This is a genomic window from Bacillus sp. FSL L8-0654 (genome assembly GCF_038629965.1).
GTDB lineage: Bacteria > Bacillota > Bacilli > Bacillales > Bacillaceae > Bacillus > Bacillus safensis.
Map to the genome: position 1 here is coordinate 1,435,126 of NZ_CP152026.1, position 13,360 is coordinate 1,448,485.

Sequence of the window (13,360 nt, forward strand, 5' to 3'; positions counted from 1 at the left end):
GGCGATGCCTAAAAAGAATAAAATGATGAACAGAGGCGCGGCAATTGCGAGTATTTGCTTCGCCCTGTTTTTCTTTATCATCCTTGCACGTTTTATTTATATTCAGATTACAGGAACGGTCGATGGCCAAGTGTTAGCCGCAAAGGCAAATGAACAATATCAATCGAAGAAAACACTTGAAGCGAAAAGAGGGTCTATTTTAGACCGAAATGGGAATGTGATTGCCGAGGATACGTCTGTCTATAAGCTCATTGCGATCATGAGCAAGAAAATGACGGTCGATCCAAAGCACCCGATGCATGTCGTCGACAAAGAAAAGACAGCAAAAGAGCTGTCAAAAGTCATTGATATGAGTGAAAGCGAAATTTTAAAGCGTCTGAATACAAAAGATGCGTTCCAAGTTGAGTTTGGTAAAGCTGGGAAAGACATCAGTTTTTCAACAAAAGAAAAAATTGAAAAGCTAAAGCTTCCAGGGATCGCATTTGAAAAAGACACGAAGCGATATTATCCAAACGGCATGTTTGCGTCGAATCTGATCGGTTATGCAAGATTAGATGAGGCAACGAAGGACATGTCAGGCGCGATGGGACTTGAGAAGGCGCTGAACAAATTTTTAAAAGAAAAAGACGGCTATGTGACATATAACAGTGACAGAAGCGGATGGGCTCTTCCAAATAGTAAAGAAGACATTGTCGCTCCGAAGGATGGAAAAAATGTCACGCTGACCATTGATCAAAAAATCCAAGCGTTCCTTGAAGAAAGTATGACGCAGGTTGCCAAAAAATATAAACCGAAGAAAATCATTGCCACAGTCGTTGACCCAAAAACAGGAAAGGTGCTCGCGATGGGACAGCGGCCAAGCTTTAATTTAAATGAATTAGACATTACGAATTATAACAATGATGTCATTTCATATGCGTTTGAACCAGGTTCAACGATGAAAATCTTCACACTTGCTGCGGCAATCCAAGAAGGGGTCTACCAAGGCAATGATAAATATCAATCTGGTACTTATAAAGTAGGAGGCGGCCTTGTAAGAGACCACAACAATGGAAATGGCTGGGGGAAAATTGACTTTCATGAAGGGGTTCTCCGTTCGTCTAACGTAGCTTTTGCAAAGCTGGCAAAAGAAAAATTAGGCTTCACGCGCTACGAACAATATTTGCAGAAGTTCCATTTCTATGACAAAACAGGTATTGACTTACCGAACGAAGCGTCTAGTAAAATCAATTACAGATACGAATATGACAAAGCATCGACGGCTTACGGTCAAGCGTCTGCCATTACACCGATTCAACAAATCGAAGCAGCGACAGCAATAGCAAACGGCGGAACGATGATGAAGCCATATGTCATTGATCATATTACAGACCCGAACACAAACAAAACGATTTTACAGCACGAACCAACAGTAGCTGGAAAACCAATTTCCTCTGATACAGCAAAGCAAGTCCGTGACATTTTAGGTGAGGTGGTTTCCTCGAAGATTGGAACAGGCCAGCCTTACCAAATCAAAGGATTTGACGTTGCTGGGAAAACAGGAACAGGACAAATTGGCGGTGCCGGCGGTTATCTCAAAGGAAGAAACGATTACGTCTTTTCATTTATGGGAATGGCGCCAAAAGATGATCCGAAGCTGCTCGTTTATGTCGCTGTACAGCAGCCGCAGCTGTCTGATACAGAAACTGGCTCTGCCCCAGTTGCACAAATCTTTAACCCAGTCATGAAAAATAGTCTGCTATATTTAAATATTGCACCAACAAAAACAGACGATAAAAAATCAGGCGAACAAAAAGTGAAACAAGAAACAATGCCTTCATTCTTAGATTTAGAAGTGAAGCAGGCGGAAACAGAAGCCAAAAACAAAAACTTAACGCCTGTTGTCATCGGCGACGGCCTCTCCATTAAACGACAGTGGCCAAGTGCAGGCTCTGAATTCTCTGAAAGCCAGAAAGTTTTCTTGAAAACAGCAGGAAAAACGATAAAAATGCCTGATATGACAGGCTGGTCGAGACGGGAAGTCCTTCAATATGCATCCATTTCCGGTGTGCATATCGAAACAAAAGGACAAGGATATGCTGTCAAACAAAGTGTGAAAAATGGAGCGGAGATTTCAGATAAAGTCGTCACTGTGACATTTAAAAGCCCGAATTAACTGCAAAACCTAGCAAACCACTTGCTAGGTTTTTTCTTTTGCCGAGCGGGATAGACGAGACGTTCTACATAAGGACGGGCCTGCATATGATGGAAACAAGCCATATGTATGTAAGGAGTGAACCGGGCGTGCGAGTATCAAGTGTAACAGTGAGAAAACGATTGCTTTTCGTGCTGCTGTTTGGGGTGATCATTTTTTTCATCATAGATACTAGATTAGGATATGTACAGTTTATTATGGGCGAGAAGCTGACAAGCTTAGCAAAAGATTCGTGGAGCCGGAACCTCCCGTTCGAACCAGAAAGGGGAGATATTTTGGACCGAAATGGGGTAGAGCTTGCGACGAACAAAAGTGCCCCATCTATATTGGTCGTCCCCCGGCAAATTAAAGATCCCGCAGAAACAAGTAAGAAATTGGCGGCAGTACTGAATATGTCTGAGGAGAAAGCGTACAAGCACGTCACAAAGAAAACATCCATCGAACGAATTTCTCCAGAAGGGAGAAAAGTATCTCATGAAAAAGCAAAAGAAGTCAGAGAGCTTGATTTAGATGGCGTTTATGTTGCGGAAGACAGCATCAGACACTATCCGTTTGGCAGTTTTCTTTCTCATGTGCTTGGCTTCGCTGGAATTGATAATCAAGGGTTACTTGGGCTGGAAGCCTATTATGACGATGACCTAAAAGGTGAAAAAGGCTCTGTCAAGTTCTATTCCGATGCAAAAGGACAAAAAATGCCAGATGAAGCAGATGATTATACACCACCTAAAGATGGTCTTGATATGAAGTTAACTGTCGATGCGAAGGTGCAAACCATTATAGAACGGGAATTAGACAATGCGCAGGCAAAATATAACCCAGATGGGATGATTGCAATTGCGATGAACCCGAAGAACGGTGAAGTGCTTGGGATGTCGAGCAGACCGGATTTTGATCCAGCGGATTATCAATCAGTTGACTCGAAAGTGTTTAACCGAAATCTACCGGTGTGGAGCACATATGAGCCAGGTTCGACGTTTAAAATTATTACGCTTGCAGCAGCACTAGAAGAGAAAAAAGTCAATTTAAAACGCGATCATTTTTTTGACAGCGGTTCTGTGACAGTTGATGGTGCAAGACTTAGGTGCTGGAAAAAAGGCGGACACGGATCACAGTCATTTTTAGAAGTGGTTCAAAACTCCTGTAACCCTGGCTTTGTTGAGCTAGGCGACCGTCTTGGAAAGGATAAATTATTTTCCTATATTAAAAATTTCGGGTTTGGCCAAAAAACAGGAATCGATCTTCAAGGGGAAGGGCGAGGCATTTTGTTCCCGCTGGACCGGGTTGGTCCTGTAGAGCAGGCAACAACTGCCTTTGGTCAAGGTGTATCTGTTACGCCGATACAGCAAGTAGCTGCCGTAGCAGCTGCGGTAAATGGCGGAACACTTTACACGCCGTACATTGCAAAAGAATGGATAGATCCAATCACAAAAGAGGTAGTGAAAAAGCAATCACCGATTGCCAAAAAGAAAGTGATTTCAGCAGAAACATCAAAAGAAATCAGATATGCGCTTGAAAGTGTAGTCGCTCAAGGGACTGGCCGAAATGCATTTGTTGAAGGTTATCGAGTTGGCGGGAAAACAGGGACAGCACAGAAGGTAAAGGACGGCAAGTACATGGAAAATAATCACATTGTGTCGTTTATCGGATTTGCGCCTGCTGATGATCCGAGTATCGTTGTATATGTGGCTGTAGATAATCCGAAAGGCACTATTCAATTTGGCGGGACAGTTGCTGCACCAATTGTGGGTCATATTATGCGGGACAGCCTGCCTGAGATGGGTGTGAAAAAAAGAAAAGGACAAATTGAAAAGAAGTACCAGTGGCTGGACACAAAAACCATTGAAGTACCGAATCTTGTAGGGGGTTCTGTTTCAGACCTTGAATCCTTACTGATTAACCTTAAGATCGATGCTTCTGGAACTGGCAGTAAAGTGGTGAAGCAATCGCCTGCTGCCGGGACAAAAGTCAAAGAAGGCTCCACCATCAGATTATACTTAAACGATGAATAATAAAGAATGAACAGAGGGTAGCCGCACTCATTCGGCTGCCTCTTTTTGTTGAAAGAGAAGGTCTGTTTGTAAAAAAGAGCCCAAAGTGTGTTTTTTCCAAGAGAAACTTAAGGAATACGCTGGATGTATCCCTTTTTTTACGATAAAATATAGACTGTGTGTTTTTTTCACAAGACATGCACGTGAACGAATTTGAGAGGTTTGATATGAAATGAAATTACAAGAACTCCTTACATATTTTAAAAGTGAAAACAACGAACTAATAAACGAAAATCCTGATATCACTTCCATTGAAATGGATTCAAGAGAGGTGAAAAAAGGAAGCCTTTTTGTCTGTATAAAAGGCTATACAGTAGATGGACACGATTATGCTGAAAAAGCGGTGAAAAGCGGGGCTGCAGCGATTGTAGCAGAACACCCTCTTAACATATCAGATGTACCAGTCATTATTGTAAAACACTCTCAAAGAGCTCTTGCAAGAATAGCTGATGCGTTTTATGAGCAGCCAACTCATAAGCTGAATCTCATCGGGATCACAGGAACAAACGGAAAAACTTCGACAACACACATGATTGAACAAATGATGAGAAAAGCCGAAAAGAAAACTGGCTTAATCGGTACGATGTATATGAAAGTGAATGATGACATTCTCGATGTGAAAAACACCACACCTGAAAGTGTCACGCTTCAGAAAACTTTTAAACAGATGCTTGACCAAGATGTAGACACAGCCATTATGGAAGTATCATCACATGCACTGCATCTTGGCAGGGTACATGGATGTGATTATGATATTGCTGTTTTCACAAACCTTTCTCAGGACCATCTTGATTACCACAACACAATGGAAGAATATAAACATGCGAAAAGCTTGCTATTCTCACAGCTTGGCAGTGCCTTTCATCACGACAAGCCGAAGCATGCGATTTTAAATGCAGATGATGACGCTTCGAGTTATTATGAAAAAGTGACAGCTGCTGAAGTCATGACATATGGCTTAGAGCAAGAAGCAGATGTGATGGCAAAGAATATTCAAATCAAACCGAAGGGGACTCAATTTGATTTGATCACTCCAATTGGCACAAAAAATGTGACAGTTGCCCTCATCGGTAAGTTTAATGTGTACAACATCCTAGCAGCTGTATCAGTAGGGATCGTATCTGGCTTAACATTTGAAACGATTGTAAGTGCTATTGAAGAGCTGGAGGGAGTCAAAGGCCGATTTGAACTTGTGAACTGTGATCAAGATTTCCCTGTTATCGTCGATTACGCCCATACACCTGACAGCTTAGAAAATGTCCTGACAACGTGTAGAGAATTAACAGAGGGCAAAATTTTCTGTGTGATAGGCTGCGGCGGCGACCGTGATAAAACAAAGCGTCCTCAAATGGCCCAAATCGCTGTGAAGTATGCAGATGAACCTGTATTTACATCAGACAACCCAAGAAGCGAAGATCCTTCAGCTATTTTAAAGGATATGGAAAATGGGGTGCCAGACGCATATTATCATAGTTTTGTGAATCGCAAACAAGCCATCTTTTTTGCAATTGCCAATGCGAAAAAAGGCGATACAGTCTTAATAGCGGGTAAAGGTCATGAGACATATCAAATCGTCGGCGATCAAGTTTACGATTTTGATGATGCAAAGGTTGCTATGGACGCTATTTTAGATCTAAACAAATCTTAAAATGATGAAAAGAGTGTAATGAAATGAAGCATTTTGTACAAAAACAACATACGAAGAACGCGAATGAATACCTTATTAATGAATGTGATTTTCTGATGGAAAACGGCTTTGGAAATTCGGAAGGAGTAAAGAACGATGCTTGAACAGGTGATATTGTTTACAATCATAATGGGATTTTTAATCAGTGTTCTTTTATCCCCGATTTTTATTCCGTTTTTAAGAAGGCTTAAATTTGGTCAAAGTATTAGAGAAGAAGGACCACAGTCTCACCAAAAGAAATCAGGTACTCCGACAATGGGCGGAATTATGATTATCTTTTCTATTACCATTACAACGATTGTGATGATCAACAAATTTTCTGAGATTAGTCCAGAAATGTTTTTATTGTTATTTGTCACGCTTGGCTACGGTCTATTAGGATTTTTAGATGATTATATTAAAGTAGCGATGAAACGAAACCTAGGTTTAACATCGAAACAGAAATTAATTGGTCAAATTGTGATCGCAGTGATTTTTTATGCAGTCTTCCATTATTATCAGTTTGCAACGACGATTCGCATTCCAGGAACAGATGTGAGCTTCGATTTAGGATGGGCTTACTTTATCCTTGTCGTTTTCATGCTTGTCGGAGGTTCTAATGCCGTGAACTTAACGGATGGACTGGATGGTCTATTATCTGGAACCGCGGCTATTGCCTTTGGAGCCTTTGCTATATTGGCTTGGAATCAATCACAGTACGATGTAGCGATCTTTTCAGTAGCTGTTGCTGGAGCCGTTCTTGGGTTTCTTGTGTTTAACGCGCATCCTGCAAAAGTATTTATGGGTGATACAGGGTCGCTTGCTTTAGGCGGAGCGATTGTAGCAATTGCGATTTTAACAAAGCTTGAAATTTTACTTGTCATTATTGGAGGAGTATTTGTTGTCGAAACGTTATCCGTTATTCTTCAAGTGATCTCCTTTAAAACAACTGGAAAAAGAATCTTTAAGATGAGTCCGCTTCACCACCACTATGAGTTAGTTGGTTGGTCTGAGTGGAGAGTAGTTGTCACCTTCTGGACAGCTGGTTTATTACTTGCTGTTTTAGGAATTTACATCGAGGTGTGGTTATAATTGAATAAGGTGCAAATGTTAAAAAACGAACATGTACTAGTATTAGGTCTTGCAAAAAGCGGATATGCGGCAGCTTCAATTCTTCATGAGCATGGAGTAAATGTCATAGTAAATGACCAAAAGCCGTTTGAAGAAAATGAACCTGCTCAGCTTCTTTCTGAAAAGGGGATTGATGTCGTTTGCGGCAGCCATCCTCTTCGTATGTTCGATGATAAAGAAATTACGATTTTAATTAAAAATCCAGGAATTCCATATGAAAATGTGATGGTTCAAGAAGCGCTTCGCCGACGAATTCCAGTTTGGACGGAAATAGAATTAGCTTATCATTTAACCTCAGCTCCTTTTATTGGGATTACTGGTTCAAATGGAAAAACCACTACCACGACTTTGATTTATGAAATGTTGAAACAAGACAGTCAAAAAACTTTAGTAGCAGGTAATATTGGCACAGTTGCCAGCGAAGTCGCTGCAAAGGCAGCTGGCGATGAGTGGATCGTAACTGAACTCTCTTCTTTTCAGTTAATGGGAACAGTTGATTTCAGACCTAAAATCAGCTTAATATTAAATATTTTTGATGCACATTTAGACTATCACCACACTCGTGATGAATATGAAAAAGCAAAGCAGAAAGTATACGCACATCAACTTGAAGATGACATAGCTGTTATTAACCTCGATGATCCATCAGTCGTAAAACTGGCTGAAGCTTCAAAAGCAAAAAAAGTGTTTTTCTCAGTGAAAGATCAAGTAGAACATGGTGCGTATATTAAAAATGGTGCGATCTACTACATGAATGAACATATCATCGATTTAAAGGATGTTGTTCTTCCTGGTGAGCATAACCAAGAAAATATTTTGGCAGCTATTTGTGTTGTGAAAAATGCAGGCTGTTCAAATGAAGCAATCGCACACGTTCTCACGACATTTAGTGGAGTGAAGCATCGTCTGCAGTTTGTAGATACAATTCAAAGCAGAAAATTCTATAACGATAGTAAAGCCACCAATATACTGGCAACAAGTAAAGCATTGTCAGCTTTTAATCAGCCGACCATTTTACTAGCTGGCGGGCTTGATCGCGGCAATGAATTTGATGAATTGAAACCTTTTATGAAAAATGTAAAAGGAATTATCACATTTGGTGAGACGGCACCTAAGTTTGTGAAGCTTGGTGAAGAACTGGGAATACATCACGTAAAACATGTCGATAATGTTGAACAAGCAGTACCTGCGGCGTTTAACATTTCTGAAGAAGAAGACGTGATTTTATTATCCCCGGCTTGTGCAAGCTGGGATCAACATAAAACATTTGAAGAACGTGGAGACATGTTTGTAAACGCCGTGCATATGCTTAAATAAGGGCTTGTCTCTCGTATGACTGACAGCCCAAATGAAATTATGCTTGGGGTGTCGGTCTCTTGACGAATAAGAAAACTTCTCCGGACTTTTTGCTTGTTGTCATTACGTTACTTTTATTGACGATTGGTTTAATTATGGTGTACAGCGCTAGTGCTGTGTGGGCATCGTATAAATTTGATGATTCGTTTTATTTTGCAAAAAGACAGCTTTTGTTTGCCGGAATCGGAGTTATCGCGATGTTTTTCATTATGCGAGTCGATTATTGGACGTGGCGGACTTGGTCAAAGATATTGATTGCTGTTTGTTTTCTCCTTTTGCTGCTTGTACTTATTCCTGGTATCGGTATGGAGAGAAATGGATCAAGAAGCTGGATCGGTGTCGGTGCGTTTAGTATTCAGCCCTCTGAATTTATGAAGCTTGCGATGATTGCGTTTCTTGCAAAATTCTTATCTGAAAAACAAAAAAATATCACATCCTTTCGTAAAGGTTTCGCACCAGCATTAGGCATTGTATTTTCTGCATTTGCCATCATCATGCTGCAGCCAGATTTGGGAACAGGGACGGTAATGGTTGGAACCTGTATTATTATGATATTTGTTTCAGGTGCGAGAATTGCTCACTTTATATTTCTCGGTCTTTTAGGGCTCAGCGGATTTGCTGCACTAGTGTTATCAGCGCCCTACCGCATAAAACGAATTACATCGTACTTAAATCCTTGGGAAGATCCACTAGGCAGTGGGTTTCAAATTATTCAATCCTTATACGCTGTTGGTCCAGGCGGTCTGTTCGGAATGGGTCTCGGTCAAAGTAGACAAAAATTCTTTTATTTACCTGAGCCTCAAACAGACTTCATCTTTGCAATATTGTCTGAAGAGCTCGGCTTTATAGGAGGATCACTCATTTTGCTGCTCTTTAGTGTTCTATTATGGAGAGGCATACGAATAGCACTTGGAGCCCCAGACTTATATGGAAGTTTCCTAGCAGTTGGTATTATTTCTATGGTTGCCATTCAAGTGATGATTAATATCGCAGTTGTTACTGGACTTATCCCTGTGACAGGTATCACGCTCCCATTCCTAAGTTATGGCGGCTCATCACTGACATTAATGCTGATGGCAATTGGCGTACTCTTGAATGTAAGCAGGTACGCTAGATATTAGTGCTGCTAGTTCATGAAACAATGATGACATTTATTTTGCAAAAGTACAAAAAAATGATTTGAAGAGTAGAAATGACAGATTTTGTATTGGAAACATGTTTTTCGACTCTTCTTTACAGGTTTTAACGGAGCCCTGTTGTTTAAAACAGGGTTTATACTTTGTTCAGAGCAGAAAAAAATTGAGGGGAAATGGTATAATGCGTATAGTAATCAGTGGAGGCGGAACAGGCGGACATATTTATCCAGCCTTAGCTTTTATTAAAGAAGTGAAAAGACTGCATCCTGATGTAGAATTTTTATATATTGGTACTGAAAATGGACTTGAAAAGAAAATTGTAGAAAGAGAAAATATCCCTTTCAAATCCATAGAAATTTCAGGTTTTAAAAGAAAGCTTTCCTTTGATAACGTAAAAACGGTGATGAGATTTCTAAAAGGCGTTCAAAAAAGCAAATCTTACTTAAAGGAATTTAAGCCAGATGCGGTCATTGGAACAGGTGGTTATGTGTGCGGCCCTGTCGTTTATGCAGCTTCTAAGCTGAAAATCCCGACCATTATTCACGAACAGAACAGCCTGCCTGGTATCACAAATAAGTTTCTAGCAAGATATGTTGATAAGGTAGCCATCTGCTTTGAAGAAGCAAAGGCACATTTTCCTTCTGAAAAGGTTGTATTTACGGGAAACCCTAGAGCCTCTGAAGTCGTCTCTATAAAAGAGGGGAAATCTCTGAAGGAGTTTGGACTGGATGAAACGAAAAAAACGGTTCTTATTTTTGGCGGGAGCCGGGGGGCTGCGCCGATTAATAGAGCAGTTATTGACATGCAAGATGCATTAAAGGCTAAGAACTATCAGCTTTTATATATCACGGGTGAGGTTCATTATGAAAAAGTGCTGAACGAACTAAAGGAAAAAGGTGCAGCACCTAATATGATCACAAAGCCTTTCTTGCATCAAATGCCGGAGTATTTGAAATCGATTGATGTGATTGTTGCAAGAGCCGGTGCCACAACGATTGCTGAGGTGACAGCCCTTGGAATTCCAACTATTTTTATTCCAAGCCCATACGTGACGGCAAATCACCAGGAAATCAATGCAAGATCACTAGAAAAGCATGACGCTGCAATCGTTTTAAGAGAATCAGAGCTTTCTGGAGAAAGCCTCCTTCATGCCATTGATGAAATTGCTGGTAATGAAGAAAAATTAAACGAAATGAGCCGTTTAACAAAAGAACTTGGAGTACCAGATGCGGCTGGACGTTTATATAATGTATTAAAAGAAATTACGACTACATGATGGAATGATATTAGGTAAGGCGGAGGGTAATATGGAGAACTTGAAGAATGAATTATTAGAAGCGCAAGTCGGTAAAGTGCTTGAAAATGAGCCGCTTGCAAATCATACGACAATGAAAATAGGCGGGCCGGCAGATCTATTGATCGTTCCTAAAGATATCGATTCAGTTAAAACGATCATGGATCAGATAAAAAAACACCACGCGGACTGGACGGTTATTGGAAGAGGGTCAAATTTACTCGTACTTGATAAAGGAATACGTGGCGTCGTCCTGAAGTTAGGCGCTGGACTTGATCACTTAACTGTAAATGATGAAGAAATTACAGTTGGCGGCGGCTATTCTGTTGTAAGGCTTGCAACGTCTCTTAGTAAGCAGGGTCTTTCAGGGCTGGAATTTGCAGCTGGTATCCCAGGGTCTATTGGCGGCGCTGTTTATATGAACGCAGGTGCGCACGGATCTGATATCAGTAAGATTCTTGTGAAAGCGAGAATCTTATTTGAAGATGGAAGCATCGAGTGGCTAACAAATGAGCAGATGAACTTTAGCTATAGAACGTCTGTCCTTCAAAAGGAACGACCAGGCATTGTTCTCGAGGCCGTGTTTAAGCTCAAACAGGATGATCGCGAGAAAATCACAAAGAAAATGCAGCAAAATAAAGACTATCGCAAGGAAACACAGCCTTATAATCGACCATGTGCCGGAAGTATTTTTCGAAATCCGCTGCCTGAATATGCAGGACAGCTTGTAGAAAAAGCGAATTTAAAAGGGTACCAAATTGGCGGAGCAAGAATCTCTGATATGCATGGCAACTTTATTGTGAACGCTGGCGGGGCTACTGCTCAAGACGTGCTGGACTTAATCCAGTACATCCAAAAGAAAATTAAAGATGACTACAATGTAGATATGCATACAGAAGTAGAAATTATCGGTGAAGCAAATTAAAAGCAAGATTTATGAATGATGGCATCACAGGAAAACAAACGGCATGAAGAATGCCGTTTGTTTTCTCATCAAAATGATGACCCAAAGGTGTGGACAAGCAGCTTTGAATGGGGTGAAGAATATATATGCGGCCTGATCATGAAAATGAAAAGATCGTCAATATAGAAGAACGGATTCCTGAAATTAAAGAACAAAGGAAGCAGAAAGCGAATCGGAGACTAATCTCTTTTATTCTACTATTTTTTATCATGGTTTTAATCATTATTTATTTGCAGACACCAATCAGTAAAATTTCTTCTTTAACTATTACGGGTAACGAGCATGTCCCTACAAAACAGCTTGTGAAACTTTCCCAGATTAAAGAAGGCGAAACAGAGTTTTGGAATTTAAATAAAGATTTAACAGCAGATCATATTAAACAAAACAAACTGATTAAAAGTGTCAGTATCAAAAAACATTTTCCAAATAAGGTTAGTATTGCTGTCAAAGAATATGCCAATATTGCTTATCTTCAAAAGGGAAATCTATACTATGAGCTTCTTGAAAATGGGACAGTATTGCCAGAAGAAGTCACACCAAGTCATGCAGGACCTATTTTTGTTGATTGGGACAATAAAGAGAAGCTGAAGCAAACGGTTAGAACTTTAAATCAGCTGCCAGCCTCTATTCAGGAACTCATCTCAGAAATATATTATGTGCCGACAAGCTCAAACCAGTGGCTCGTTAAATTTTATATGAATGACGGGAACACCGTGATTGCATCAATTAAAACATTCGCTGATAAAATGAAAACCTATCCTGCCATTGTAAAAGAACTTTCGCCATCTGAAAAAGGCACAATCCATATGGAAGTCGCGACGTATTTTGAAGCGTTTAAATCTAAGAAAAAGGAAGATGAACGTTGAGAGGCAAAACAGTTATATTCTCAATTGTAATGCTTGTTCTTGGTTTTCTGATTTCTTTTTCATACCAATATACAAAGCAGCATCAGGCAGATGTCATCCGAACAGAGCAATGGAAAAAAGAATATTCCTTGAAAAGTCAGCTGACAAAGCAAGAAAAGGCGAATCAGAAACTTGAAAAAGAATTATATAGCCTACAATCACAGGTTCAAGCCACTGAGGCCAATTTGAAAAATGAAAAAGAGCAGTATTTTAATGTATTGGAAGATGTTGAGAAATACAGGATGTTTACAGGAGAGATCGGTGTAAAAGGAAAAGGGGTAAAAGTATCCCTTGAAGATGCATCTTATATCCCGAGTGGACAAAATGTCAATAATTACATTGTTCATGAGAGCCACATTTTTCATGTGATAAACGAACTGTTTATATCAGGGGCCTCTGCTGTATCTATTAATGGACAGAGAATTACACACCAATCGTACATACATTGTAACGGCCCAGTTGTCACAGTTGACGGGGTTCAGCATCCAGCGCCATTTGTTATTTCTGCTATTGGTGATCCGGCTGTGTTAATACCTGCATTAAATATTGCAGGAGGAGTAGTCGATCAGCTGACAAGTGATCACATTTCGATGACGATTGAAAAAAAGGATATTCGTATGAATCCTCTTTTAAAACACAAAGATTAAAAGTGAAAAGGTGAGTGGT

Annotated in this window: 10 protein-coding genes; all 10 read left to right on the forward strand. The window is 40.2% G+C overall.

The window, feature by feature from the left end; translation table 11 throughout:
* The first annotated feature begins 4 nt into the window (after nt 1-4).
* The 10 genes from MHH65_RS07310 to MHH65_RS07355 all read left to right on the forward strand — a co-directional run bounded on the left by MHH65_RS07310 (nt 5) and on the right by MHH65_RS07355 (nt 13,341).
* Nucleotides 5-2,155, forward strand: a complete 2,151-nt coding sequence (locus MHH65_RS07310) for a penicillin-binding protein (protein ID WP_034623711.1) — start codon at nt 5-7, stop codon at nt 2,153-2,155.
* A 128-nt stretch (nt 2,156-2,283) separates the two neighbouring features.
* Nucleotides 2,284-4,203 carry a stage V sporulation protein D gene (locus tag MHH65_RS07315; protein ID WP_024424263.1) on the forward strand — a complete coding sequence of 640 codons (1,920 nt, stop codon included), beginning with the start codon at nt 2,284-2,286 and terminating at the stop codon, nt 4,201-4,203.
* Nucleotides 4,204-4,414: 211 nt separating this feature from the next.
* Nucleotides 4,415-5,890 carry a UDP-N-acetylmuramoyl-L-alanyl-D-glutamate--2,6-diaminopimelate ligase gene (locus MHH65_RS07320; RefSeq protein ID WP_268414355.1) on the forward strand — a complete coding sequence of 492 codons (1,476 nt, stop codon included), beginning with the start codon at nt 4,415-4,417 and terminating at the stop codon, nt 5,888-5,890.
* 135 nt (nt 5,891-6,025) lie between these two features.
* Nucleotides 6,026-7,000: a phospho-N-acetylmuramoyl-pentapeptide-transferase gene (gene mraY / locus MHH65_RS07325; protein WP_003211854.1), complete on the forward strand. Its 975-nt coding sequence runs from the start codon at nt 6,026-6,028 to the stop codon at nt 6,998-7,000.
* Nucleotides 7,001-8,356 (forward strand): UDP-N-acetylmuramoyl-L-alanine--D-glutamate ligase, encoded by a 1,356-nt coding sequence (gene murD, locus MHH65_RS07330; RefSeq protein ID WP_268414356.1) that lies wholly within the window; start codon nt 7,001-7,003, stop codon nt 8,354-8,356.
* A 59-nt stretch (nt 8,357-8,415) separates the two neighbouring features.
* Nucleotides 8,416-9,516, forward strand: a complete 1,101-nt coding sequence (gene spoVE, locus MHH65_RS07335) for a stage V sporulation protein E (protein WP_024424259.1) — start codon at nt 8,416-8,418, stop codon at nt 9,514-9,516.
* Nucleotides 9,517-9,712: 196 nt separating this feature from the next.
* Complete coding sequence (gene murG / locus MHH65_RS07340) at nt 9,713-10,807, forward strand: undecaprenyldiphospho-muramoylpentapeptide beta-N-acetylglucosaminyltransferase (RefSeq protein ID WP_024426929.1); 1,095 nt, start codon at nt 9,713-9,715, stop codon at nt 10,805-10,807.
* Nucleotides 10,808-10,838: 31 nt separating this feature from the next.
* A complete protein-coding gene (gene murB, locus MHH65_RS07345) occupies nt 10,839-11,750 on the forward strand; it encodes a UDP-N-acetylmuramate dehydrogenase (RefSeq protein WP_024426930.1) in 912 nt (303 codons plus the stop codon).
* Nucleotides 11,751-11,875: 125 nt separating this feature from the next.
* Nucleotides 11,876-12,655, forward strand: coding sequence for a cell division protein FtsQ/DivIB (locus MHH65_RS07350; RefSeq protein ID WP_342497901.1), 780 nt, complete (start codon nt 11,876-11,878; stop codon nt 12,653-12,655).
* Nucleotides 12,652-13,341: a DUF881 domain-containing protein gene (locus MHH65_RS07355; protein WP_034281688.1), complete on the forward strand. Its 690-nt coding sequence runs from the start codon at nt 12,652-12,654 to the stop codon at nt 13,339-13,341. The genes MHH65_RS07350 and MHH65_RS07355 overlap by 4 nt, the downstream gene beginning before the upstream one ends.
* The last annotated feature ends 19 nt before the right edge of the window (nt 13,342-13,360 follow it).

Bases quoted from the DNA above. Each gene is read 5' to 3' on its own strand.
- MHH65_RS07320 (WP_268414355.1), top strand. From the start codon at position 4,415: ATGAAATTACAAGAACTCCTTACATATTTTAAAAGTGAAAACAACGAA.
- MHH65_RS07350 (WP_342497901.1), top strand. From the start codon at position 11,876: ATGCGGCCTGATCATGAAAATGAAAAGATCGTCAATATAGAAGAACGG.
- mraY (WP_003211854.1), top strand. From the start codon at position 6,026: ATGCTTGAACAGGTGATATTGTTTACAATCATAATGGGATTTTTAATC.
- murG (WP_024426929.1), top strand. From the start codon at position 9,713: ATGCGTATAGTAATCAGTGGAGGCGGAACAGGCGGACATATTTATCCA.
- MHH65_RS07310 (WP_034623711.1), top strand. From the start codon at position 5: ATGCCTAAAAAGAATAAAATGATGAACAGAGGCGCGGCAATTGCGAGT.
- murB (WP_024426930.1), top strand. From the start codon at position 10,839: ATGGAGAACTTGAAGAATGAATTATTAGAAGCGCAAGTCGGTAAAGTG.